General features: G+C 75.2%; 22 protein-coding genes. 16 read left to right on the top strand and 6 right to left on the bottom strand.

What is annotated here, in order from left to right; genetic code table 11:
• Window positions 1-191 precede the first annotated feature (191 nt).
• The 5 genes from ACIQWA_RS19645 to ACIQWA_RS19625 all read left to right on the top strand — a co-directional run bounded on the left by ACIQWA_RS19645 (window position 192) and on the right by ACIQWA_RS19625 (window position 5922).
• Complete coding sequence (locus ACIQWA_RS19645; RefSeq protein WP_402484071.1) at window positions 192-1283, top strand: phytanoyl-CoA dioxygenase family protein; 1092 nt, start codon at window positions 192-194, stop codon at window positions 1281-1283.
• Entirely contained in the window at window positions 1265-2578 is a 1314-nt protein-coding gene (locus ACIQWA_RS19640) for a DUF6271 family protein (protein WP_402484069.1), read from the top strand. Before ACIQWA_RS19645 ends, ACIQWA_RS19640 begins: the two co-directional genes overlap by 19 nt.
• Before the next feature lie 190 nt (window positions 2579-2768).
• On the top strand, window positions 2769-3986 hold the full coding sequence (locus ACIQWA_RS19635; protein ID WP_402484289.1) for a type III PLP-dependent enzyme: 1218 nt from the start codon (window positions 2769-2771) through the stop codon (window positions 3984-3986).
• A 104-nt stretch (window positions 3987-4090) separates the two neighbouring features.
• Complete coding sequence (locus tag ACIQWA_RS19630; RefSeq protein ID WP_402484068.1) at window positions 4091-4666, top strand: GNAT family N-acetyltransferase; 576 nt, start codon at window positions 4091-4093, stop codon at window positions 4664-4666.
• Window positions 4666-5922, top strand: a complete 1257-nt coding sequence (locus ACIQWA_RS19625; RefSeq protein ID WP_402484067.1) for an MFS transporter — start codon at window positions 4666-4668, stop codon at window positions 5920-5922. The genes ACIQWA_RS19630 and ACIQWA_RS19625 overlap by 1 nt, the downstream gene beginning before the upstream one ends.
• 7 nt (window positions 5923-5929) lie before the next feature.
• Here ACIQWA_RS19625 and ACIQWA_RS19620 read toward each other — a convergent pair whose 3' ends face one another.
• Window positions 5930-6373 (bottom strand): MerR family transcriptional regulator, encoded by a 444-nt coding sequence (locus tag ACIQWA_RS19620; protein WP_402484066.1) that lies wholly within the window; start codon window positions 6371-6373, stop codon window positions 5930-5932.
• A gap of 67 nt (window positions 6374-6440) precedes the next feature.
• A complete protein-coding gene (locus ACIQWA_RS19615) occupies window positions 6441-7454 on the bottom strand; it encodes a zinc-binding dehydrogenase (RefSeq protein WP_402484288.1) in 1014 nt (337 codons plus the stop codon).
• A 251-nt stretch (window positions 7455-7705) separates the two neighbouring features.
• Between ACIQWA_RS19615 and ACIQWA_RS19610 the strand changes: the two genes are divergently transcribed.
• Window positions 7706-8446, top strand: a complete 741-nt coding sequence (locus ACIQWA_RS19610; protein WP_360233943.1) for a PIG-L deacetylase family protein — start codon at window positions 7706-7708, stop codon at window positions 8444-8446.
• On the opposite strand, the gene ACIQWA_RS19605 is transcribed toward ACIQWA_RS19610, so the two are convergent.
• The 3 genes from ACIQWA_RS19605 to ACIQWA_RS19595 form a co-directional block, all read right to left on the bottom strand.
• On the bottom strand, window positions 8443-9156 hold the full coding sequence (locus ACIQWA_RS19605) for a DedA family protein (protein ID WP_402484064.1): 714 nt from the start codon (window positions 9154-9156) through the stop codon (window positions 8443-8445). The two genes, ACIQWA_RS19610 and ACIQWA_RS19605, sit on opposite strands and share 4 nt — an antisense overlap.
• Before the next feature lie 50 nt (window positions 9157-9206).
• Entirely contained in the window at window positions 9207-9401 is a 195-nt protein-coding gene (locus tag ACIQWA_RS19600) for a DUF1918 domain-containing protein (RefSeq protein ID WP_360233937.1), read from the bottom strand.
• Window positions 9402-9572: 171 nt separating this feature from the next.
• Window positions 9573-10244: a TetR/AcrR family transcriptional regulator gene (locus ACIQWA_RS19595; protein ID WP_402484062.1), complete on the bottom strand. Its 672-nt coding sequence runs from the start codon at window positions 10242-10244 to the stop codon at window positions 9573-9575.
• Between the two features lie 406 nt (window positions 10245-10650).
• On the opposite strand from ACIQWA_RS19595, the gene ACIQWA_RS19590 reads away from it, so the two are divergent.
• From ACIQWA_RS19590 to ACIQWA_RS19545, 10 genes are all read left to right on the top strand, one after another.
• The gene (locus ACIQWA_RS19590; RefSeq protein WP_402484060.1) at window positions 10651-11448 is read left to right on the top strand and encodes a phytanoyl-CoA dioxygenase family protein; all 798 of its coding nucleotides are present in this window, start codon (window positions 10651-10653) and stop codon (window positions 11446-11448) included.
• A gap of 20 nt (window positions 11449-11468) precedes the next feature.
• Window positions 11469-12299: a DUF6309 family protein gene (locus ACIQWA_RS19585; protein ID WP_402484058.1), complete on the top strand. Its 831-nt coding sequence runs from the start codon at window positions 11469-11471 to the stop codon at window positions 12297-12299.
• The gene (locus ACIQWA_RS19580; protein ID WP_402484056.1) at window positions 12296-16612 is read left to right on the top strand and encodes an AMP-binding protein; all 4317 of its coding nucleotides are present in this window, start codon (window positions 12296-12298) and stop codon (window positions 16610-16612) included. The genes ACIQWA_RS19585 and ACIQWA_RS19580 overlap by 4 nt, the downstream gene beginning before the upstream one ends.
• 152 nt (window positions 16613-16764) lie before the next feature.
• The gene (locus tag ACIQWA_RS19575) at window positions 16765-18036 is read left to right on the top strand and encodes an aspartate aminotransferase family protein (protein WP_402484054.1); all 1272 of its coding nucleotides are present in this window, start codon (window positions 16765-16767) and stop codon (window positions 18034-18036) included.
• Window positions 18033-18902, top strand: a complete 870-nt coding sequence (locus ACIQWA_RS19570; protein ID WP_402484052.1) for a TauD/TfdA family dioxygenase — start codon at window positions 18033-18035, stop codon at window positions 18900-18902. Before ACIQWA_RS19575 ends, ACIQWA_RS19570 begins: the two co-directional genes overlap by 4 nt.
• On the top strand, window positions 18890-19726 hold the full coding sequence (locus tag ACIQWA_RS19565) for an SDR family oxidoreductase (RefSeq protein WP_402484050.1): 837 nt from the start codon (window positions 18890-18892) through the stop codon (window positions 19724-19726). The genes ACIQWA_RS19570 and ACIQWA_RS19565 overlap by 13 nt, the downstream gene beginning before the upstream one ends.
• A gap of 3 nt (window positions 19727-19729) precedes the next feature.
• Window positions 19730-20488: a methyltransferase domain-containing protein gene (locus tag ACIQWA_RS19560; protein WP_402484048.1), complete on the top strand. Its 759-nt coding sequence runs from the start codon at window positions 19730-19732 to the stop codon at window positions 20486-20488.
• Between the two features lie 109 nt (window positions 20489-20597).
• Complete coding sequence (locus ACIQWA_RS19555; protein WP_402484046.1) at window positions 20598-21431, top strand: hypothetical protein; 834 nt, start codon at window positions 20598-20600, stop codon at window positions 21429-21431.
• Between the two features lie 185 nt (window positions 21432-21616).
• Window positions 21617-22009 carry a RidA family protein gene (locus ACIQWA_RS19550; RefSeq protein ID WP_360233908.1) on the top strand — a complete coding sequence of 131 codons (393 nt, stop codon included), beginning with the start codon at window positions 21617-21619 and terminating at the stop codon, window positions 22007-22009.
• 67 nt (window positions 22010-22076) lie between these two features.
• Entirely contained in the window at window positions 22077-22775 is a 699-nt protein-coding gene (locus ACIQWA_RS19545; protein ID WP_402484044.1) for an alpha/beta fold hydrolase, read from the top strand.
• A gap of 70 nt (window positions 22776-22845) precedes the next feature.
• Here ACIQWA_RS19545 and ACIQWA_RS19540 read toward each other — a convergent pair whose 3' ends face one another.
• A complete protein-coding gene (locus ACIQWA_RS19540) occupies window positions 22846-23190 on the bottom strand; it encodes a hypothetical protein (RefSeq protein ID WP_402484043.1) in 345 nt (114 codons plus the stop codon).
• Between the last annotated feature and the right edge of the window lie 310 nt (window positions 23191-23500).

The raw sequence follows: 23500 nt of genomic DNA, 5'->3' as shown, positions 1-23500 counted from the left end.
GGGCGAGTTGGCCCCCTGATGTGGCGTTGTGCGCTGCTCGGGGGCCGAGGCGAGAAGGAGCGCATGCGGACGGGGAGCCGGTCCGCGCACCGAATTCCCCGTCCGGCCGACGACCGGCCATCGGCTCGCCGCGCCCGCACCGGGCGCCCGGGAACGCGCTGCATCGACCACGAACCACGGAGTGACCGCCCATGCCGAGCCCTGACGAACACCCCGAGGAATATCTGTACCGGGCCGCCTCCGCGCGCCCCTACTTCAGTGCCGACACCGAGAGCTACCTCGCCGCCACCGCCCTGCGCGAACTGCGCAAGAAGCACCCGCTGCGAGTGCTCTCCGAGGAGGACTTCGCGCACTGGCAGACCTACGGCTACGTCGTGGTCCGGCAGGCGATCCCGGCCGCGGCCGCGCAGCGACTGCTCGACTTCGCCTGGGAGTTCCAGGGCCTGTCGCCCGACCGCCCCGAGGACTGGTACCGCGAGCGCGACCACCGCGACGAACTCGACCGGCACCTGCACATCTACGGCTTCGTCGAGGCCTACCACCACCAACTCATCTGGGACAGCCGCCAGTCGCAGCGCGTCTACGACGCCTTCGTGGACGTCTGGGACTGCGAGGAGCTCTGGGTCACCCTCGACCGGCTCAACCTCAACCCGCCGAACGTCCGCAACCGCGACCGCGCCCTGATCGAACCCACCGACAAGGGCTTCGACATCGAACTGCACTGGGACGTCGACACCACCCGCGCCATGCTGCCGCAGCGCGTCCAGGGCATCATCGCGCTCAACGACACCGCCCCCGACCACGGCGGCTTCCAGTGCGACCCGGAACTGTTCCGCCGCCACAACGAGTGGCAGGCCGCCCAGCCCGCCGACCGCGACCCGATCCGCCCCGACATCGACCGCGCCGAGTTCCCCGTCGTCCGCCCCGAGTTGAAGGCCGGCGACCTGCTGATCTGGAACGGCCTGCTCGCCCACGGCGTCGCCCCCAACACCTCCGCGAACGGCGTGCGCTCCGTGCAGTACCTGTCCATGATGCCCGCCCTGGAGGAGGCCGAGCCGCTGCGCCGCTCCCGGGTCGAGTCCTGGCGCACCCTCTCCACCCCGGACTGGAACCGCACCCTGGTCGGGGATGCCGAGCGGCCCGAGGCGCTGCGCTACGGGCCGGCCGAACTCACCGAACTGGGGGAGAAGTTGCTCGGCCTGCGGTCCTGGACCGGCCGGAGCTTCGAGGACTCGGGTGCCGAGCAGCCCACGGGGGAGCGGGAATGCACGCCGTCTGCCTGACCCTGCCCACCAACCGCGCCTGCGCCGACACCATCACCGCCGTCGGCGCCGAAGCCGCCCACGCCGCCCGGACCTTCGGCGTCCGGGTGCACCTCCTGGTGCTCGACTCCGCCGGACCGGCGGACCGCGCCCGGCACGCCGCCGCCCTTGCCGCACTGCCGCCCACCGAAGGCGTGGTCGCCCACCACCTCGACGAGGACGCCCAACGCGCCTTCCTGCGCCGGGTGATCGAGCGCGCCGCCCTCCCTGACCCGGACCGCCTGCTCGACCTGATGCTGCCCGACGCCGTCTCCTACGGCGCCTGCACCAACCGGGCCTTCCTGCTGGCCGCCGCCCTCGGCTGCGCCTCCGTGCACCGTCGCGACTCCGACAGCCGCTACCAGTGGCACGACGGCGCCCCCGTCTTCCCGATCGACCACGAACTCGCCACCATCGGCCTCAAGGCCGCCGACGCGGCCGCCGCCGTCACCGAGCACACCCTCGACCCGGCCGACGCCGACAAGCCCGTCGCCCTGGTCGGCGCCTCCTTCATCGGCGAACTCTCCGTCGACCTCGGCGAGATCCGCGACCTGGACCCGGACGTCTACCACGACCTGGTCGCGCTCTGGGCGCCCACCGGAGCCACCGAGCAGGAGCGGCGGGAACTCGTCGCCGACTCCTTCACCGGCGGCGGAACCGACCCGTTCACCGTCGACCGCGCCGTGCTCGGCCGGCCCGACATCTGGCGGATCGACATGTGCAACATCGCCCTCGACCGCGAGGTCTACGAACGCGTCCCGCTGCCGCCCGCCACCGACACCATCGGCAGCGACTACTTCCTGCACCACCTGGTGCACGACGCCACCCTGCCCGGGGTGACCCACAACCGGCACATCGTCAACTACTACACCCCGGAACGACGCACCGGCTCCGGCTTCACCGCCTACCAGGAGCGCTACGCCAAGTTCCTGCTCTCCATGCTCTACCTCCACCCCGTCTACTCCGAGCTGGAACGGGCCGGCGACACCCTGCTGGACGAGCACCACCACGTCCGCCCCGAGCTGATCGCCGACGCCGCCCGCCGCAGCGCCGCGACCGACCGCGCCGAGAACCACCGGCGGCTCGCCGAGCTCGACCGCTGCTACCGGCAACTCGGCGGCCGATACGCCGAGTTCGCCGACCACCTGGCGCCCCGACGGGCGCAGCTGCTCGACCGGGCGCAGGCCGACATCGAGGACTTCGCCCTGCTGATCGACGCGTGGGGCCCGCTCGTGCGGGCCGGTAAGGCCACGCCCGCCGACCGGCTGCCGGGCTAGCCGCACCGGGAGTTCACACGTGATATCGCAATCCACCGAACCGCATCGCACCACCGAACCGCGCCACATCCCCGAGCAGCGCCACCCCACCGGGGCGCAGCACGCCGCCGAACCGTGCGAGCGGGCCGAGCGGGCCGACCGGGCCGACCGGGGGAGGACCAACCACCGCGCCCCGACCGCCTCCGCCGCCGTGCACGCCGACCGCGCGCCCCGCCCCGACCAGCACGACCACACCGCCCTCCGGGCCGCGCTCGCCGCCGCCACCGAGGACACCGTCATCTACGACCTCGACGGCATCGGCCGCCAGTACGCCGCCCTGCGCGCCGAACTGCCCGGTGTCGCCGTCCGGTTCGCGATGAAGGCCTGCCCCGTCGACGAGGTGCTCGGCCACCTCGCCCGGCTCGGCTCCGGCTTTGACGCCGCCAGCCCTCAGGAGATCGCCCAGGCGCTGCGCACCGGGGCGGCCCCCGAACTGATCCACTACGGCAACACCATCAAGTCCGACCGCAACATCGCCGAGGCCTACCGGCTGGGCGTGCGCGAGTTCGCCACCGACAGCCTGGAGGACGTCGCCGCGATCGCCGAACACGCCCCCGGGTCACGGGTGTTCTGCCGGATCGCGACCACCGGCGAGGGCGCCCTGTGGGGGCTCAGCCACAAGTTCGGCTGCTCGCCCGAGGACGCCCTGCGGGTGCTCGGCGCCGCCCGCACCGCCGGGCTGGTGCCCTCCGGGCTGTCCGTGCACGTCGGCTCCCAACAGATGACCGCCGAGGCGTGGACCGCGGCGATCGACTCGCTGGCCGCCGTCCTGGAGGCGCTCAACTGGCGCGGCATCACCCCGGACCGGATCAACCTCGGCGGCGGACTGCCCGCCCTCGGCGTCCTCGACCGGGCCGGCCGGCCGCTCGAACCGCCGCTGGACAAGATGTTCACGGTCATCCGCGAGGGCATGGAACGGCTGCGCGCCGTCAACGCGGCCCCGCTGGACTTCGTCCTGGAACCCGGCCGCCACCTGGTCGCCGACCACGGTGCGATCCGCGCCCACGTCGCCCGGCTCTCCTCCCGCCACCGGCTCGACGGCACCCGCGAGGACTGGCTCTACCTGAGCTGCGGGAAGTTCAACGGCCTGTACGAGATGGACCAGTTGCAGTACCGACTGGAGTTCCCCACCCACCCCGGCGGGCAGTTCGTCAACGCCGTGGTGGCCGGCCCGACCTGCGACAGCGACGACGCGTACGCCCAGGAGGACGGCGCGGTGCGCGTCCCGTACGCGCTCGCCTCCGGCGACCCGGTGTGGATCCACTCCTGCGGCGCCTACGCCACCGCCTACGCCACCCGCGGCTTCAACGGCTTCCCGCCGCTGCCGTACACCTGCGTCGGCGGCGACCACCCCGAGGAGGTCCGCTGATGACCGACCCAGCGACGACCGACGCAGCGACGACCGACGCAGCGACGACGGACCGAGCGACGACGGACCCAGCGACGACGGACCCAGCGACGACGGACACCACGATGACCGATACGGCGACGACGGACACCCGGATCCGGCTGCTCCGCGAGGAGGACTGGCCGGAGGTGATCGCCGCCGAGGAGCGCGCCTACGCCGCCAGCGGCCTCTCCGAGGGCGGTGCGGCGCTGCGCTCCCGGCACCGCGCCTCGCCGTCGACCTGCTTCGTCCTGGAGGACGCGGACGGCTTCGCCGGCTACCTGCTCGCCCTGCCGTACCCGCTGTTCCGCTGCCCGGACCTCAGCCTGGCCTCCACCGGCGCCGCGGTGCGGCCCACCGAGAGCAACCTGCACGCCCACGACCTGGTGATCGCCGAGCGGGCGCGCGGCCGCGGCCTGGCCCCGCGGCTGCTGCGGCACCTGGAGGAGACCGGCCGGGCGGCCGGCCACCGCACCCTCTCGCTGGTCGCCGTGCGCGGCTCCGAGGTGCTGTGGGCCGGGCTGGGCTACCGCGCCCGGCCGGAGATCGGGCTGCCCGCGAGCTACGGCGCCGCGGCCGTCTACATGGCCAAGCCGCTGGACCGCGCCCCGAACCCCGCGGACCCGACTCCCGGATCCGCACCCAGAGCCGAAGTGGGCTGATGCACATGACCTCCCCCGCGCGCGACGAGTTCCGCCGCTCCCAACTGGCCATCGGCGCACTGTTCTTCGCGCTCGGCTTCCAGTACGCGACCTGGGTGTCCCGGGTGCCCGCGCTCAAGGCCCGGCTCGACCTGGGCGAGGCCCAGATCGGCCTGTTGCTGATGACCTGCGGGATCGGCGCGGCGGTGTCGTTCCCGCTGGTGGCGGTGCTGATGCGGCGGTTCGGCTCCCGGCTGCTCTCGGTGCTGTCGGCGCTCGCCCTGGGCGTGGTCCTGCTCGCCCTGTCGGTGGTGCCGAACTACCCGGTCACCTTGCTGGTGCTGTTCTGCGACGGCGTCGCCGTCGGCTGTCTGAACGTGGCGATGAACGCCCAGGGCGCCGCCCTGGAGGCCCGCTTCGAGCGCACCACGATGTCCAGGCTGCACGCCACGTTCAGCGCCGGCTCGCTGCTGGCCGCCCTGCTGGCCTCCGGCGTCAACGCCGTCACCGGAAGCCTCGCCGTCCACCTCGGGCTGGCCGCCGCGCTGCTGGCGGTGCTGGTACTGGCCGCCCGGCCCGGCCTGCTGGCCGAGCACCCGGACGGGGCCGAGGGCCAGGACGGGGCCGCGCGCCCGGACGGGGCCGCCGACCCGGCGGAGCAGGCCGGGAGAAAGTCCCGCCGCGGCTTCGCCCTGCCGGCCGCCGCCACCCTCTGGATGGGCCTGGCGATGGTCTTCGGCACCGTCACCGAGGGGGCGATGAACGACTGGTCGGCGCTCTACCTCAAGGACGTGGTGGACGCCGGTGCCGGACTCGCCCCGCTGGGCATCGCCGTCGTCTCGGTGATGATGGTCTGCGCCCGGATCTTCGCCGACGGCTGGCGCACCCGCTTCGGCGACGGCCGGATCGTCCGCACCGGCAGCCTGCTGGCCGGCCTCGGCCTCGCCCTCGCCCTGCTGACCGGCGGCGTGGTGCCCACCCTGCTCGGCTTCGCCTGCGTGGGCCTCGGCGTCGCCGCCGTCACGCCCTGCGTCTACGTCGCCGCCGCCCGCCAGGGCTCGGACGCGCTCTCCCTGGTGGCTGCCATGGGCACCACTGGCCTGCTGGCCGGTCCCGCCGTGATCGGCTTCATCGCCGGCGCCACCAGCCTGGTCTGGGGCATGGCCGCGGTCGCCGCCTCCGCCGCGGTGGTCTCGCTCTGCGCCACCCGGATCAGCTGGCCCCGGCCCGCCGCCCCCGCGCTGGAACCCCGGCTCGCCGCGCCCGAGGCCGGCTGAGCGCCGCTCAGGGCGCGCCGGGCGCGTCCCGGTCAGGCGCGTCCCGGTCAGGCGCGTCCCAGTCCTCGCCCGGCACGTCGACGCCCCCCGTCGCGGCGTGCCGGGCGAGCCGCTCCCGCCGGGCGGTGAGCCGGGCGATCTCCGCGTCCAGGACGGCCAGCCGGGCGGCGATCACCGGGGCGAAGGTCTCCGGTCCGGGGTCGGCCGTGCAGCGCCGGGGCGGGTCCTCGATGAGCAGGTCCAGCCGGTGCGGGCGGCTGGCCAGGTCGTCCACCGTCAGCCCGGTGGCCAGCAGTTGGCGGATCACCCGGACCCGGGCGACCTCTTCGGGCCCGTACTCGCGTTGGCCGGAGCCGGAGCGGGTGGGCGGGGGCAGCAGCCCGCGCTGCTCGTAGAACCGCAGGGCCCTGGGGGTGGTGCCCGCCGCGGCCGCCGCGTCGCCGATCCGCATCCCGCCTCCTCGGTGTCAGTGCTCCACGTCAGAGTTCCACGTCAGAGCTCCACGTCAGAGCTCCAGGTCAGAGCTCCACGAGGGTCGCTCCGAAGGTGTCGCCGGTGAACACCCGGGTCAACGCCTGTGGGGCTCGTTCGATGCCCGCGACCGGCGTCCGGGGGAAGACGAGGTCCCCGCTGGACAGCCAACTGCCCAGGCGCTCGCGCCACTCGGCCTCCAGGTCGGGGTGGTCGAGCAGGGTGAAGCCGCGCAGGCTCAGGCCGTGGGTGGTGACCCGGAAGCTGTCGATCACCGCGGGGGAGTCGCCGCCCCGGCGGGCCGGGTCGAGCTGCCCGGACACCGCCCCGACCAGCGCGAACCGGGCGCCGCGCCGGGCGGCGTCCACGGCCGCGGTCAGCTGTTCGCCGCCGACCAGGTCCAGCACGACGTCCAGGCCCTCCGGTGCGGCCTCGGCCAGTTGCTCGGCGAACGGGCGCTCGCCGGGCACCAGGACGGTGTCGTAGCCGAGTTCGGCGGTGAGCCGCTCCGCCTTGGCGGGCGAGCGGGTGGTGCCGATCACCCGGGCGGCGCCGAGCAGCCGGGCGATCTGCCCGGCCAGGGTGCCGACCGCCCCCGCAGCTGCCGTCACCAGGACCACGTCGCCGGGGCGGACCGGGGCGCTGCGGGTCAGCCCGCCGTAGCCGGCGGAGGCGGCGGAGACCAGCGCCGTCGGGTCCGGGAAGCCGGCCGGAACCGGGGTGAACTGCCCGGCGTCCGCGACCACTTGGTCCCGCCAGCCGTGCAGGTGGGTGACCAGGTCGCCCGGGCGCAGCGGCCCGTCCGCCGGGGCGGCCAGCACCTCGCCGAGGGCCGGGCCGAACAGGGCGTCGCCGGGGGCGATGTGGGGGAGCGGCAGGTCCGAGCCCTGGCCGCTGATCAGGATGCGCAGGCCGGGGAAGACCAGGAAGGCCCGGTTGCGGACCAGCGCCTCGCCCGGCCCGGGGGCCGGCAGCGGTTCCTCGGTGACGGTGAAGTGCTCGGGGCCGGGCAGGCCGTCGGGTCGGGCGGTCAGCCGGACGACGCGGGCGGTGGTGGGCAGGGGCACGGCGGCGCTCCTCGCGCTGGGAGGGGGAGTGGTGCGGCGGGACCGCCGCGGGACGACCGGGACGCTAACCCCTGACGCACGGGTCAGGGGCAAGCCCCGGCGCGGGAGGGGTGTCTGACGGGGCGTGGGGAGGGCGGTCTTCTAGAGTCACCTGCGGTACGACCGTATGACGGTGCGACCGAAAGTCGTACGGGCCGTGCGAGCCGTACGAGCCGTACGAGCCGCGAGCGAAGGAAGAGAGCAGCATGACCGAGCAGGCGCCCGAGCCCTACCAGCCCGTCGACGAGGACTGGCGGACCGCCGTGGCGATCGTCGCCCACCCCGACGACATGGAGTACGGCGGCGCGGCGGCCGTCGCCCGCTGGACCGCCCAGGGCAAGCAGGTGGTCTACGTGATGGTCACCAGCGGCGAGGCCGGGATCGACGCGATGGACCCCGAGCGGTGCGGCCCGCTGCGCGAGGCCGAGCAGCGCGCCTCCGCGCGGGTGGTCGGGGTGGAGACCGTCGAGTTCCTCGGCCACCCGGACGGTGTGGTCGAGTACGGGTTGCCGCTGCGCCGCGACATCGCCCGGGTGGTCCGCCGGCACCGCCCGGACATCGTGATCACCAGCAACTTCCGGGAGACCTACGGCGGCACGTTCCTCAACCAGGCCGACCACATCGCGGTCGGCCGGGCCACCCTGGACGGCGTGCGCGACGCGGGCAACCGCTGGGTGTTCCGCGAACTGCTGGACGAGGGCCACCAGCCCTGGAACGGCGTCCGGCAGATCTGGGCGGCCGCCTCGCCCGAGGCCCGGCACGCGGTGGACACCACCGACACCTTCGACCTGGGCGTCGCCTCGCTGGAGGAGCACAAGGCGTACCTGGCCGGGCTGGGCGGGGCGATGGCGGACGCCCGGGAGTTCCTGGAGGGCTTCGGCCGGGGCGCGGGCAGCCGGCTGGGGACGCGCTTCGCGGTGCCGTTCGAGGTCTTCCCGCTGGGCTAACCGCTCCCGGGCCCCTGAGGTTCCTCGGGCCCCTCAGGTTCCTCGGGTTCCTGCGTGCCGGTGCCGGCGCCGGCGTCCTCGCGGCGTCGGCGCCGGTAGCGCAGCACCTGCCGCAGCAGGAACACCGCGACCAGGACGCCGAGTCCGATCGCGAACCAGAGCTGGTAGCGGAGCGCCGTCCGGTACACCGCCCCGATGTTGGCCCCGGCGACGTACCCGAAGGTGCCCCAGACGGCCGTCCACAGCACCGCGCCGAGGAGGTTGAAGACGGCGAAGCGGCGCCAGGGCATCTCGGTGGTCCCGGCGATGATGCCGTTGTACTGGCGCAGCCCGTCCACGAAGCGGGCGACCGTGACGACCTTGCCGCCCTGCCGGGCGAAGAAGCCGTCGGCGCGTTCCATCCGGGCCGGGGTGAGCAGCACGTAGCGGCCCCAGCGGTGGACGAAGACGCGCCCGCCGGTGTGGCCGATCAGGTAGCCGAGCATGTTGCCGAGGGTGGCGGCGGCCGCCCCGATCAGCAGGACGGCGGCGAGGTCCAGGTGGCCGGTGCCCGCGTACACCGCGGCGAGCACCAGGACGGTCTGCCCGGGTACCGGGATGCCGCAGTTGTCCAGCAGCACGAGCAGCGCCACCGCCAGGTACCCGTAGTGGTCCAGCAGTGGCGCGAGCCCGGCGAGCGCTCCGGGCAGCGGGGTCGTGGGCGCGGACACCCCTCCTCACCACCTCGCCCGGGCCCGGCGCGAGGTGGCGGGGGAGTGGGTCAGCGTTCCGCCAGGCGGGGTTCGACGTTGCAGTCGGGGCCGGGGTAGATCAGGCCCTCGTGGCCGTCCTCGAAGCGGACCACGTACGGCGGCTCACCGTCGGTGCCGCGCACCTCGATGATCTCGCCCTTCTGGTCCACCATGCCCACGGCTCTGCTGTGGATGTGGAGCTGGTCACCTACCGCTGCGTGCATGGTCTGCTCCTCGGGTCGTGCGGGGTTCCGCTATCCACTGTGCTGCGCGGGCGGCGGGCCCGCAACGCCTCGGGCCGACGGGAGCGCTGGGAGCCGCGGGAGCGGCAGGTCCGGCGGGAGCGATGGGAACGATGGGAGCAGCGGGACCCGGCCGGGGCTGAGGGACGGCGGTCAGTGGGTGGGCAGTTGTTGCGCGAGGTAGCCGCGCACCAGCCGCTTGCACTCGGTGATCAGCGCCGGATCGCCCTGCGGATCCCCCCGGAAGGCCAGCTTGAGCACCGCGTCGGCCGCCTCCAGGGCGACCCGCAGGGCGAGCGTGGTGGCCGCCGGGTCGCCGGCCTCGAACAGTTCGCCGCCGAGTGCCTGCAGCCGCAGGGCGACGGCGGTGTTGTTGTCGACGCCGGAGTCCAGCAGGTGCTTCTCGTTCCGCACCCCGGAGGGCACCGCCGTACCGGCGAGCCCGAAGTCGACCTGGCCGAAACCGGGCACCGCACGCTTCATCGCGACGAACTCCTCCACCGCGAGGTCGGTGAACCCGGCCGGGCCGACCGGGGCGGAGCCGGCCAGCCGGTCGTCCAGGCGCTGGAGGTAGTGGTCGAGGTTGCGGGTGGCGAGGGCGGCCAGCAGGTCCTCCTTGCCGGCGAAGAACTGGTACAGGGTGCCGATCGGCACCTGGGCGCGCTGGGCGACCTCCTTGGTGGTCAGGGCGGTCGCACCCACCTCGTCCAGCAGCCGGGCGCAGGCGTCCAGGATGCGGCCGTACCGCTCCTGGCTGCGCTGCTGGACCGGCCGCCGCCTGGCCGGTCCGGGGCTGTGCTGGAGACTCCGGGCGTCAACGCTCATGCCGCCAACTCTGCCGCATCCGCTGTTCCGACGGCGAATCATCGGGGCGGGGGAGCGCCGGAGTTTCTGTTGGGGTGCGAAGCGACTGGTGGCCGGAGCTGAACGGCACGGTGGCGGGAAGGTGGCCACGGGTTGGCTTTGGTCTTGTCGTGGACGCGAAGGCCGGTTCATACTCCTGGGGCGGATCACTTTGCGTGATCGACTCCCGTCGCTTCGTGGCGATCGTGGGCCCGGTAGGTGGGCCCGGTCGCGATTCCGAACGCGCATCCAGCTGTCTGTGGCGACGACGGGCGACACCGCCGCCACCCGAAGTCAGGACGACCCGTGTGCCTCCATGCCCGAACCATGTCCCGCTGTGCCGAGTCCCGCTGTGCGTCCCGTCGAACGGAAGGAGGGGGTCGGGACGGTGACCGTGTTCTCCACCGGGCGTGAGGCCCTCGACGTCGAGCGCCGTCGTCAGTTCCTGGAGTCCGGGTACCTGGTCCTGCCCGGGCTGCTCCCGGAAGCCCTGCGCGAACGCCTCGCCCCCGAGGTGGACCGCTGGGTCGACGAGGGCCTGCGGGCCCGCTCGATCGCCGCCTGCACCGACCCCCGCCGGCACGGGCCGCCCCCGCTGCTGGAACTGGAACTCCCCGCGCACGGCGAACTGCTCACCCATCCGCCGCTGCTGCGGGCGCTGACCGCTCTGATCGGCCGGTCCTTCGTCTTCCACCACCTGCACAGCGACCGCCAGGCCCCCGACCTCCCCGGCAAGCCGTGGCACCACGACTGCGAGCCCAACGACCGCTCCGACCCGTCACTGCTGATGGTCCACGCCCTGCACTACCTCACCGGCCTGGACGAGCGGGTCGGCAGCCTGGCCGTGCTGCCCGGCTCGCACCGCCGCACCGCGAACAAGGGCGCCTACGCCCACCACGGCACCGGCGAACTGCCCGGCGAGGTGGTCCTCGACCGGCTGCCGCCCGGCACCACGGTGCTGCTCAACTCGGCCCTGTTCCACACCCGCAGGCCGGCGCCCGGCGGGCCGGGCCGGCCCCGGTACTTCATCGACGCCTCCTACTGCCAGGTCGGAGCGCGCTGGCGCCCGGTGAAGCCGCACTGGCGGCAGATGCTCTCCCGGGCCCGCGAACTCGACCTGGCCGACGGCCAGTGGCCCGACCTGTTCGCGGAACACCACTTCACCGAGTACACCGGAACCGTCTGAACCGCCTGAGGAGCACCGTCGTGGAGATCGTCAGCGCTGTCGCCTACTCCGAGGTCCACCGGGCCTACCTGCGGGACCATCCGGTGGAACGCGCCCACGAGGCCAACACCAACCTGTACGGCGAGGAGAACCTGGAACGCGCCGACGAAGAGATCCCCGGCGGCTGGTGGCGGGTCCGGCTGACCCGGGCCGACGTTCTCGGCGTCGTCCTGCCCTGGCACCTCAGCGAGGGCGGCGCGCGCGAACTGGTCCCGCGCACCGGGCTGACCGTCGCCCGCGCGGCCGAACGCGTCCGCTCCGGCGGCGCCGACTGGGCGGCGGCCAACCCGCTCTGCGCGGCGAAGCTCCGGCTGCTCCGGCGGGCGCCGTTCACCGCGCTCTACCTCGCCACCGCGCCGGTCGACCACCCCGACTACCAGGGCCTGGTGGTCCGGCACGGGCTGATCCACGTCGACGGCCTGCACCGCATGCTGGCCTGGGAACTGGCCGGACGGCTGCGCGCGGGCACCGTGCTGGACGGGTACCTGGCGGGGGACCCGGCGGGGCTGGACCTGCCCGGTCCGTACCGTGCGGTCCATGCGCACCGCGCGGCCGACCCGACCCGTACGGCCGACCGGACCGGTACGACCCGTACGGCCGACCGGACCGGTACGACCCGTACGGCCGACCGGACCGGTACGACCCGTACGGCCGACCCGACCCGAACGGCCGACCCGGCCCGTACGGCCGACCCGGCCCGTACGGCCGACCCGGCCCGTACGGCCGACCCGGCCCGTACGGCCGACCCGGCCCGTACGACCCGTACGACCCGAACGGCCCGCGCGGTGCGGACGGGGGACGAGCCGGCGTGACCTCCGCGACCCAGCACCTCCGGGCCACCACGCCCGACACCGGCTCGCTCACCGCCCTGCTGTCCGAGCGCGCCCGCACCCACCCCGACCGGCCCGCCGTCAGCGACGGCCGCCACAGCCTCGACCACCGCACCCTGGACGCCGCCGCCGGGCGGATCGCCGCCCGGCTGGCCGCCGGCGGCACCGGGCGCGGCGACCGGGTCGCCCTGCTCGGCCCCCGGGACGCCCGGATGCTGGTGCTGCTGCACGGAGTGCTGCGCTCCGGCGCGGCCGCCGTGCTGACCGACCCGGACTGGACGGCCGCCGACCTGGCCCGGCGACTGGCCGCCGTCGGGGTGGGGCGGGTGCTCGCCACCGAGGGCGGGGGCGCCGCTCCGGGCGCCGAGGTCGTGGACGTGCTGGCGGACGTGCCGGGGACCGGACCGGCGGGCGGACCGGCGGGCGGACCGGCGGACGAGCCGGGGTGGCAGGGTGCCCGGCCCGGCGGGGAGGACCCGGCGTACCTGTCCTTCACCTCCGGATCCGGCGGCGAGCCCAAGGCCGTGACCGTCACCCACGCCAACGCCGTCCACTACGCCCACGCCCTGGCCGCCCGGCTCGGGCTCACCGAGGCCGACGCCCCCCGGCTCGCCCATGTCACCACCCTCGCCGCCGACCTCGGCCACACCGCCTGGCTGCTCGCCCTGGCCACCGGCGGCTCGGTGCACGTGGTGCCCGACCGGGAGATCCGCGACCCCACGGCGTTCTGGGCCACGCTGCGCCGCGCCGGGGTCGACACCGTGAAGACCACCCCCTCCCACCTGGCCGCGCTGCTGGAGGGCCGCCCGGCGGGCACCCCGCCGCTGCGCACCCTGCTGCTCGGCGGCGAGGCCCTGCCCCGCCCGCTCGCGGCCGCCCTGCTCGACGACGGCGTCACCGAGCTGCTGGTCAACCACTACGGGCCGACCGAGACGACCGTCGGCGCGACCTGCTTCCTGGCCACCGCCGCCCGCCAACTCCCGGCCGGGGAGGCGACCGTGCCGATCGGCAGCGGGATCGGCGAGGTGCTGCTCACGCTGGTGGACGGCGCGGGGCGGCCGGTGGCCGACGGCGCGGTGGGGGAACTGCTGATCGGCGGGCGGGGCGTCAGCGCCGGGTACTTCGGACGGCCCGAGGAGACCGCCCGGGGCTTCGTCCGGCGGGACGGCCGTCGGACCTACCGGACCGGCGACCTGTGCCGCCGACGGGCCGACGGCGACCTGGTGTTCCTCGGCCGGGTGGACCGGCAGGTGAAGGTCCGGGGATACCGGGTCGACCTCGCCGAGGTCGAGCGGGCGATGGACGGCCACCCGGGCGTGGCGGGCTCCGCGGCGTTGCTGCGGGAGACCGCCACCGGGAACCAACTGGTCGGCGTGGTCCGGCTGTTGGATCCCTCCGTCGACCTCTCGGGGCTGGTCGACCGGCTGCGCTCCCGGCTGCCCGGCTACTCCGTGCCGCGGCCGGTCCTGGTGCTGCCCGACTTCCCGTTCGGGCCGAACGGCAAGCTGGACCGGGCCCGGCTGGCCGAGCTGGTGGACCGGCTGGTCGAGGCCCGGGCCGATCCGGCCGACGGAGCGGACTCCGCGGACTCCGCGGATTCGGCGGATTCGGCGGACTCGGAAGGTACGGCGGGCCCGGCGGGTTCGGCGAGTACGACGGATGCGGCCGGGGACGGCCTGGCCGGGGAGATCGCCCGGTTCTGGGCCGGCGCGCTCGGCCTGCCCCGGATCGGAGCGCGGGCCGATGTGATCGGCCTCGGCGGGGACTCCATCCTCGCCATGCGCACCATCGCCCTGCTGCGGCGCTCCGGGCTGCGGGTCAGCCACGAGGACTTCTACCGGTACCCGACGGCGGCCGGGCTGGCCTCGGCGGCCGTGCCCGTCGGCGCCTCCGCACCGGCGCCGCGCCACCCGGGCGGCGGCCAACTCGCCCCCGCCCAGCGCTGGTTGTACCGGCAGGTGTCGGTGGACGACCTGCGGCACTGGAACCAGTCCGTCCTGCTGCGCTGCCGCGCCGCCGTCGACCCGGCCGTGCTCTCGGCGGCACTCGCGGCCGTCCTGGAAGGCCACCCGGCGCTGCGCCGGCCCGTCGGCCCGGACGGTCCCGGCGAGCCGCTCGCCGTCGCGGACCTCGACCCGCTCTCCCACTCCCGCATCCCGCGCGCCACGCGGGCGATCGCCGACACCGTCGCCGGGGTCTGCACCGAACTCCACCGCAGCCTCGACCCCTTGGCCGGCCGGCTGCTGCGCGCCCACCTGTTCACCGGCCCGCCCGGAACCGACCAGCGGCTGGCGCTGATCGCCCACCACCTGGTGGTCGACGGGCTGTCCTGGCGGATCCTGCTGGACGACCTCGCCCGGGCCTACCGGGCGGTGCTGGACGGCGAGCCGGCCGGGCTGCCGCCGACGGCCGACTTCTACCGGTGGGCGGCCGCTGCCCCGCCTGCCGCCCTGCCCGCCGCCGCCCGGCCCACGGCGCCGGTGCGGCCCGCCGCCGCCGACCCCGGTCCGCCCGTCCGGCCGGCCGCGCTCAGCTGGGCCTTGGACGCCGAGGCCACCGCCCGGCTGGTCGCCCGGCACGGCGGTGGCGCCGGGCTGGAGGCCGTCCTGCTGGACGCCTTCGCCGAGGCCGTCGCCCGCGCCGAGGCCGCCACCCCTGCCGAGGCCGTCACCCCTGCCGAGGCCGCCGGCGGTCGGCGCGGCGGGCCCCGGCTGGCCGTGGAGGTCGAGACCCACGGCCGGGACGCGGTCGGCGACCCGGGTGAATTCCTGGACACCGTGGGCTGGTTCACCGCCGTCAAGCACGTCGAGCTGGACCCCGCGAGCGGCGCCGGACCGGCCGAGACGGCCCGCCGGCTGCGCGAGGCGCCCGTCCGGCCGATGGACGCCCCCGGTGCGCGGCCGGACCTCGGGTTCAACTTCCTCGGCACCTTCCGGCTGCCCGAGGAACCCGCGCTGGACTGGACCGTCGCCGACGAACAGGCCGGTACGGCCCGCTGCCCCGGTGGCGACCCGCTGTACCGGCTGCGGCTCACCGCCCGGGTGGTGGAGCGGCGCCTGGTCGCCGACCTGGTGTACGGATGGCCGACGGTGGGGCACCCGGCCGCCCGGCGGGTCCTCGACCACTTCGCCACGGTGCTCGGCGGGCCCACCGCGGACGAGCCCGTCCGCTCGCCGCTGTCCACCTCCGGGCAGCTGCTGCACACCGGGGTGGCGCCCACCGCCCGGGCGACCGTCCGCGAACCCGCCCGCGTGCTGCTCACCGGCGCCACCGGCTACCTCGGGCGGCACCTGCTGGACGCCTTCCGGCGGCGCGGCGCCGTGGTCACCTGCCTGGTGCGGGCCGCCGACGACGCCGGAGCCGTCCGGCGGCTGGCCGGCGGGCGGGCCGCCCACGTCGTCGCCGGGGACCTCGAACGGGACGGTCTGGGCCTGTCCCCGGCCGGGCTGGAACGGGCCCGGGAGGCCCGGATCGTGGTGCACGCGGCGGCGGACGTCCGGCTGGTCGCGGCGCCCGAGGAGCTGGAGCGGGCCAACCACGCGGCGGTGCGCCGACTGCTGGGCTGGGTCGGCGAGCACACCCCGCAGGCCCGCTTCCACCACGTCTCCACGCTGACCGTGTCCGGCGGCGTGGACGGCCCGCCGCGCCGGTTCGGCGAGGCGGACCTGTGGATCGGCCAGCGCTTCCGCACCCCGTACGAGCGCAGCAAGTACCGGGCCGAGCAGGCCGTCCGGGCCTGGGCGGCCGGCGGGCACCCCGCCTACCTGTACCGCAGCGGCCACATCGCCGCGCACAGCCGGACCGGCGCCTTCCAGGCCAACCCCGGCGACAACCGGGTCTACCAGCTGGTGCGCGGCTACCTGCTGGCCGGTGCCGCCCCCAGCCGACCGGACACGGCCTTCGCGTTCTCGTACGTGGACACGGTGGCCGCCGGGATCGCCGCGATCGCCCTCGACCCGTACGCGGCGCCCGGCGCGTACCACGTCGAGAACCCGTACCCGACGCCGCACGACGAACTGGTGGGCTGGCTCGCCGCGCACGGCCGCCCCGTCCGGCTCACCGACGAGGAGGGCTTCGCGGCCGCCATCGCCCGGGCCGAGCGGCGGCACCCGACGGCCGCCCGGCTGGCCGCCGCCTGGGCCCAGCAGGAGGAGCGCAACGTCCGGGTGGACTGCGGGTACACCACCGCCGTGCTGGACCGGCTGGGCGTCCGCTTCGCCGCGCCGACCGCGCGGTGGTGGGCGGCCGCGCAGACCTGGGCCGCCGAGGCGGGCCACCTGCCGCCACCCCGCTGAACCGTTCCGCCCGACCGGTCCCGTTCCGCTCGGTCCCGTCCCGCCCGACCTCCGACCCGCCCGCTCCGACCCGCCCGCTCCGACCCGCCCGCTCCGACCCGCCCGCTCCGACCCCGCCCGCTCCGACCCGCCCCGAGAGAAGGCAGACTCCGTTGTCCCAGCTCTCCCCCGTGCTCAAGCAGGCCACCCCCGTCGTCGCCGTCCGCGGCGAAGGCCTCCACCTCTACGACGCCGCCGGCCGCCGCTACCTCGACTTCACCTCCGGCGTCGGCGTGACCAGCACCGGCCACTGCCACCCGAGGGTGGTCGAGGCCGTCCGCGAACAGGCCGGCCGGCTGCTGCACGGCCAGTACACCACCGTCCTGCACGACCAACTGCTCACCCTCACCGACCGGTTGGGCGACGTGCTGCCGCCCGGCCTGGACTCGCTCTGCTACGCCACCGCGGGGACGGAGGCGGTGGAGACGGCGCTGCGGCTGGCCCGGCACGCCACCGGGCGGCAGAACGTGATCGTCTTCGAGGGCTCCTTCCACGGCCGCACCATGGGCGCCGCCTCGCTCACCACCGCCGGGACCCGCTTCCGGGCGGGCATCGGCCCGCTGCCGCCCGGGGTCGCGGTCGCGCCCTTCCCGGCCGCCTTCCGGCTCGGACTGTCCGAGGAGGAGGCGGTGGCGCACGCCCTACGCGGGCTGGACGAGGTGCTGGCCACCGTCTCCGCGCCCGCCGAGACCGCCGCCCTGTTCGTCGAACCGGTGCTCGGCGAGGGCGGCTACGTCCCCGCCCCGGCCGGGTTCCTGGCCGGGCTGCGTGAGCGCGCCGACCGGCACGGCCTGCTGCTGGTGCTGGACGAGGTGCAGACCGGCTTCGGCCGCACCGGCCGCTTCTGGGCCCACCAGTACGAGGCGGGGGTGCGGCCCGACGTGCTGATCACCGCCAAGGGCCTGGCCAGCGGCTTCCCGCTGTCCGCCGTCGCCGCGCCGACCGAGCTGATGCGCCGCGCCTGGCCGGGCTCCCAGGGCGGCACCTACGGCGGGAACCCGGTGGCCTGCGCCGCCGCCCTGGCCACCCTGGACGTGCTGCGCGAGGAACGGCTGGTGGAGAACGCGGCCGAGCAGGGCGAGCGGCTGCTGGACGGCCTGCGGACGGTCGCCGCCGGGGTGCCGGGCATCGGCGACGTCCGGGGCCGCGGGCTGATGGCGGCCAGCGAGTTCTGCCGCCCGGACGGCTCGCCGGATCCGGAGACGGCCCGGCGGGTCCAGCAGGCGGCGGCCGAGCTAGGACTGTTGCTCCTGCTCTGCGGGATCCACCTCAACGTGGTCCGGATGATCCCCGCGCTGGTCGTCACGGCCGCGCAGGTCGACGAGGCACTGGCGCTCTGGTCCAAGGCCGTCGCGGCCGGGACGGGGCAGGAGGAGACGCTGTGAACGAGCACACCGTGACCGAGATCGGCTGGAGCAGCCTGGAGTTGGAGGCCCGGCGGCAGCTGTGGTCGCTGCCGCTGAGCGACGGCGAGCGGCAACTGCTGTGGGCCGACGCCCGGGCCCGGCGCTGGGGCGCGGCCGGGCCGGTGCGTGAGCGGCTGCGGTCCTTCGTCGGGGCGGCCGTCGACTCGGTCGGGCTCACCCACGTCGCCAACCTGGTCGACCCGGACCGGCCGGAGCGGGAGATCACCGAGGTGCTGTCCTTCCTGCTGCGGGACTACGGCCGGATCGTCCCGCAGAACGGCCGCGGCGACCTCACCTCGGTGCTGCGCGACCACGACGGGGACGGCAACACCGAACTCGGCTTCCACTGCGACACCTGCGACCTGCTCGTCCTGCTCTGCCTCCAACCCGCCCACCACGGCGGAGGGTTGACCAAGCTGGCGAGCGCCCGGCACGTCCACGACCTGATCGGCCGGGAGCGGCCGGACGCCCTGGCCACGCTCGGCCAGGACTGGACCTTCGACCGGACCGGCCGGGCGGGCCCGCAGCTGGTAATCACCCCGATCCTGTACCCGAGGAAGGACGGCACGATCGGCTGCTACTACCAGACCCGCACCGTGCGCTCCTCACCCGACCGCGGCGGGCCGGAACTGACGGACCGTCAGTGGGAGGCGCTCGGCGTGCTGGACGAGGTGCTGTACCGCCCGGAGATCGCCTTCGGCCTACCGATGGCCGCCGGAGACCTGCTGATCATCCGCAACAGCCGCGTGCTGCACGGACGTTCGGCGTACCTCGACGAACCCGGCCGGCACGCCCGGCGGATGCTGCGGATCTGGCTCAACGAGGGGGAGACATGGGCGCCGTGAACCGACCGGACGGGAAGGTCGCCCTGGTCACCGGCGGCGGCAGCGGGCTCGGCCGGGCCTCCGCGCTAGCCCTGGTCGGCGCCGGCTGGACGGTGGTGGTCGCGGGCCGCCGCAAGGACGCGCTGGAGGAGACCGCCGCACTCGCCGCCGCACTCGCCGTCGACTCCGGCGTCGTGGACACCGGAGCCGTGGACTCCGGAGCTGTCGACACCGGCGTCGTCGATCCGGAACGGGTGCTGGCGGTGCCCACCGACATCCGCAACCCCGAGGAGGTCGCCCGGCTGTTCGACGCCGTCCGCGACCGCTACGGCCGGCTCGACCTGCTCTTCAACAACGCGGGCGCCGCCGCCCCGCGCCGGCCCATCACCGAGACGTCCTTCCACGACTGGAACCGCGTCCTGGACACCATCGTCACCGGCAGCTTCCTGTGCGCCCGGGAGGCCTTCCGGCTGATGAGCACCCAGCACCCGCAGGGCGGCCGGATCATCAACAACGGCGCGCCCTCCGCGCACGTGCCGCGTCCCAACTCCCACGCCTACACGGCCGCCAAGCACGCCGTCCTCGGCCTCACCAAGGTGCTCGCCCTGGACGGCCGGCCGTACGGCATCACCTGCGGGCAGATCGACGTCGGCAACGTCAGCCCGCCGGACGGCGCCCCGCAGCCCGCCGCGGCCCAGGCCGACGGGACGTCGGCGGTGGAGGCGACCATCCCGGTCGAGCGCTTCACCGACGCCCTGCTGCTGATGGCCGCGCAGCCGCCGGACACCACCATCCAGTCCCTGGTGGTGCTGCCGGCCACCATGCCGTTCGTCGGGAGGGGCTGAGCCGTGCTGGTCAGCGCCCGTTCCTTCGCCGAGTACCGCGCGATGTTCGCGCTCACCGACCGCGACCTCGACCAGCGCGTCCTGGACTGCCCGGCCGGGGCGGCGAGCTTCGTCGCCGAGGCCGGGCGGCGCGGGATCGACGCGGTCGCCGTCGACCGCGAATACGCCGTGCACCGGGAGGAGTTGGGGCTGCTGGTGGAGCGGGAGACCGGCTTCAAGCGGGAGCTGCTGGTCCAGGAGACGGCGGGCTTCACCCCGTCGTGGTACGCCGACACGGACGACCTGGTCCGGCAGTGGACCGCCAACTCCCGACTGTTCCGGGCCGACATCGCCGCCCGCCCGGAGCGCTACGTCGCCGGGGCGCTGCCCGGACTCCCCTTCCCGGACGCCTCCTTCGACCTGGTGCTCAGCTCGCACCTGGTCTTCTCCTACGGCAACCGGCTGGGCGAGGAGTTCCACCGGGCCGCACTGCTGGAACTGGCCCGGGTCGCACGGCGGGAGGTCCGGCTGTTCCCCCTGATGGTGTACGACACCGGCGAGCGGTACCACGGCCTGGACCGGCTGCGCGAGGAACTGGCCGGGGCCGGGATCGGCAGCCGGGTGGAGCGGGTGGCGTACGAGTTCCAGCCGGGGGACGGCGAGATGCTGGTGCTCTCCTGCGCCGGGTACCGCCCACCGCCCGCCGCGGCGCCCCGGACCACCGCCGTCGACCCGGTGCGGTGGCGGCACCGGGAGGCCGCCTTGCCGACCGCTTGTGGGTGACGCCCCGACGGTAGGGGGGCCGTGCGCGGGCCGTCGTGGGCCGCACGAGTTCGCTCGGAGCGGACGCCGGCGGGGAACGCGGGCGCAACGGACGGCGTTCGTGGACGGTATGAACACGCATCAGCACCACAGTCACCAGCAGCACCAGCAGCACGAGCACCTCGCCGGTCACGGCGAGCACCACGAGCACCACGAGCACCACGAGAGCCACGGCCACGGCGACCACCACGCCGGTCACGGCGCTCCGCAGGGGCTGACGGCCTCCGACCAGGGCTACACCCTGATACCGGAGACCGTCGGCCCCGAGGGCGAGTTCACCTTCCGGATCACCGGGCCGGACGGCGAGGCCGTCACCGCGTACGAGCCCCAGCACGAGGCCCTGCTGCACCTGATCGTGGTCCGCCGCGACCTCTCCGGATACCGGCACGTCCACCCCACGCTGGACGCGGACGGCACCTGGCGGGTGGCCAACCCCTTCGACGGCCCCGCCGCCTACCACGCCTACGCCGACTTCAAGGCCGTCGGCGCCGCCCCGCTCACCCTCGGCGTGGACCTCACCCTCCCCGGCGAGAGCGCCGGGCACCCGCTGCCGGAGGCCTCGGCGACCGCCACGGTCGACGGCTACACCGTCACCCTGGCCGGGCAGTTGACGGCGGGCACCGGCGCGCCGCTCACCTTCACCGTGACCCGCGACGGCGCCCCCGTCGCCGACCTCCAGGCCTACCTGGCCGCCTACGGCCACCTGGTCGCCCTGCGCGCCGCCGACCTCGCCTACCTGCACGTCCATCCGAACGGCGAGCCCGGCGACGGGGTCACCGCGCCCGGCCCGGAGATCACCTTTCACGCGGTGGCGCCGACGGCCGGCCCGTACCGGCTCTACCTCGACTTCAAGCACGGGGACGCCGTCCACACCGCCGAGTTCACGGCCGTGGCCGGCTCCTGAACACCGGGTCCTGTCCATCCCGGTCGGGCTCGCGCGGCTGATCGGCCGGCTGGAGGACCGGCGCCCGGCCCGCTGAGCAGCTGCTCCGCCGCTCGACCGAGCCGGGCCGCGCCCGTCCGAACCGCGCCCGTCCGATCCTCGGGACGGCGTGGCCGGTCCGCCCGCCGCTCTGCCAGCATGGCGCGATGGACAACACGCGTCGGCTGGTCAGTTCGGGTTCGCCGTTGGAACCGCGCATCGGGTTCTCCCGGGCGGTCCGCAAGGGTCCCTACGTCGCGGTGGCGGGCACCGCGCCGATCGGCGCGGACGGCGGGACGGTCGGGCCCGGGGACGTCCACGCCCAGACCGTCCGGTGCCTGGACATCGCCGAGGCCGCGCTGGCGGAGGCGGGCGCCTCGCTGACGGACGTGGTGCGGACCAGGATCATGCTCACCGACGTCACGGCCTGGGAGGAGGCCGCGCGGGCGCACGGGGAACGCTTCGGGGCGATCCGCCCGGTCACCACCTTCGTCGAGGTCTCCCGCTTCATCGACCCGGACTGGTTGGTCGAGGTGGAGGTCGACGCCGTCCTCGGCTGACCGGACCCGGCCGCCGGTCACGGATATCCGCGCGACGCCCTCCGGACCGCTCCACTACGGTGCGGCCATGGTGAACTTCGTACTGGTCGCCGGTGCCCGGCTCGGCGCCTGGGCCTGGGCCGACGTGATCCCGACGCTGCGCGCGGCCGGGCACGCCGTCCACCCGCTGACGCTGTCCGGGCTGGCCGAGAAGCGGGACGTCCCGGCCGGGCAGCGGACCCACGTCGAGGACGTCGTGGCCGAGGTCGAACGCCACGACCTGCGCCGGGTCGTGCTGGTCGGCCACAGCTACGCGGGCGTCCCGGTCGGCCAGGCCGCCCAGCGGATCGGCGACCGGCTGGCCCGGCTGGTCCTCGTCGACGCGGCCGTCCCCGTCGACGGCCGCTCCTTCGCCGACGGCTGGCCGGACGGCGGCACGGCGCTCCGGGCCGCCCTCGCCGCCAACGGCGGCTCCTGGCCGTGCGCCCGGCCCGAGCACTTCGCCGGCCACGGCCTCACCGCGGAGCAGACCGCCCGCATCGTCGCGGGCGCGACCCCGCACCCGGGCGCCACCCTCACCGAGCCCGCCACCCTGACCGGCCCCCTCACCACCCTGCCCACGACGTACGTCAAGTGCCTCCTCGCGGGCGAGGAACCCGACGAGGACGTGGCCGAGCTGCTCACCACCCCGCACTGGCAGCTGGCCGAACTGGCCACCGGCCACTGGCCGATGTTCTCCCGCCCGACCGACCTGGCCCACCTGCTCCTCACCGCCGCGGCGCAGTGACGCCCGTCGCCGTCGCCCCCCCAGCGCGGGTGGGACGGGGGCCACGGAGGGGGGCGACGGCGGGGGCGGGTCAGGGGGTGTAGCTGACCCAGCCCTTGGTGACGGTGGTGTTCGGCGGGCAGTACACCTGGACGTTCAGAAAGGTCGTGTGCGGGCCGTCGCTCCGGAACGAGCCGTCCGAACAGTTGACGTTCACCCACCACTTGGTGGTGCCCCAGGCGGAGCAGGAAATGCCGTAGTACCACTGGCCGTTGAGGAAGCCGATGGTCGGGGTGCTGCAGTTGATGCCCTCGACCCGGGCCGGTGCGGCCGAGCGGGCCTGGGCGGCCGGCGCCGCGACGACGCCGATGGCCGCGAGCCCGGCCAGCAGGCAGGCGGCGGTTCCGAGTCTCTCGCTCCTGGTGTTCCTGCGCACGATGGTTCCGTCCTCGTCGTCGGTCGTGCCGAGCGCCGCTGCGACCCGCGGCCGGGACGTGCTCCGGCGAATCGTAGGGATCGTAGGGAGGGACGGCGCAGCTCCGCACATGACGTCCGCACATGACGGGGGAAAAGTCGCCACCGCAGCCGCACCCTGCCGCGTCCCCCGCGCCGCGTGGCAGGGCTCACCACCCGAGGCGCGCCGTACCCCACCGCCCCCGTGATCCGGACCCCGCAGGCCGCCCTTCGACCGGAACCCGCCCTGCCCGGTGCGGCAGCCCGCCCGGTGGGCGTCCGACGGCGGCACG

It is taken from the genome of Kitasatospora sp. NPDC098652 (assembly GCF_044760155.1).
Taxonomy (GTDB): domain Bacteria; phylum Actinomycetota; class Actinomycetes; order Streptomycetales; family Streptomycetaceae; genus Kitasatospora.
The sequence above is the reverse complement of the archived record's forward strand: the minus strand, read 5'-3'. Positions and strand labels throughout refer to the sequence as shown.

What these genes read in the sequence shown, in the direction of transcription:
- ACIQWA_RS19565 (WP_402484050.1), top strand. Translation starts at nt 18,890, where the DNA reads ATGGGCGCCGTGAACCGACCGGACGGGAAGGTCGCCCTGGTCACCGGC.
- ACIQWA_RS19550 (WP_360233908.1), top strand. Translation starts at nt 21,617, where the DNA reads ATGGACAACACGCGTCGGCTGGTCAGTTCGGGTTCGCCGTTGGAACCG.
- ACIQWA_RS19610 (WP_360233943.1), top strand. Translation starts at nt 7,706, where the DNA reads ATGACCGAGCAGGCGCCCGAGCCCTACCAGCCCGTCGACGAGGACTGG.
- ACIQWA_RS19555 (WP_402484046.1), top strand. Translation starts at nt 20,598, where the DNA reads ATGAACACGCATCAGCACCACAGTCACCAGCAGCACCAGCAGCACGAG.
- ACIQWA_RS19600 (WP_360233937.1), bottom strand. Translation starts at nt 9,401, where the DNA reads ATGCACGCAGCGGTAGGTGACCAGCTCCACATCCACAGCAGAGCCGTG.
- ACIQWA_RS19545 (WP_402484044.1), top strand. Translation starts at nt 22,077, where the DNA reads ATGGTGAACTTCGTACTGGTCGCCGGTGCCCGGCTCGGCGCCTGGGCC.
- ACIQWA_RS19630 (WP_402484068.1), top strand. Translation starts at nt 4,091, where the DNA reads ATGACCGATACGGCGACGACGGACACCCGGATCCGGCTGCTCCGCGAG.
- ACIQWA_RS19640 (WP_402484069.1), top strand. Translation starts at nt 1,265, where the DNA reads ATGCACGCCGTCTGCCTGACCCTGCCCACCAACCGCGCCTGCGCCGAC.
- ACIQWA_RS19620 (WP_402484066.1), bottom strand. Translation starts at nt 6,373, where the DNA reads ATGCGGATCGGCGACGCGGCGGCCGCGGCGGGCACCACCCCCAGGGCC.
- ACIQWA_RS19625 (WP_402484067.1), top strand. Translation starts at nt 4,666, where the DNA reads ATGCACATGACCTCCCCCGCGCGCGACGAGTTCCGCCGCTCCCAACTG.
- ACIQWA_RS19595 (WP_402484062.1), bottom strand. Translation starts at nt 10,244, where the DNA reads ATGAGCGTTGACGCCCGGAGTCTCCAGCACAGCCCCGGACCGGCCAGG.
- ACIQWA_RS19645 (WP_402484071.1), top strand. Translation starts at nt 192, where the DNA reads ATGCCGAGCCCTGACGAACACCCCGAGGAATATCTGTACCGGGCCGCC.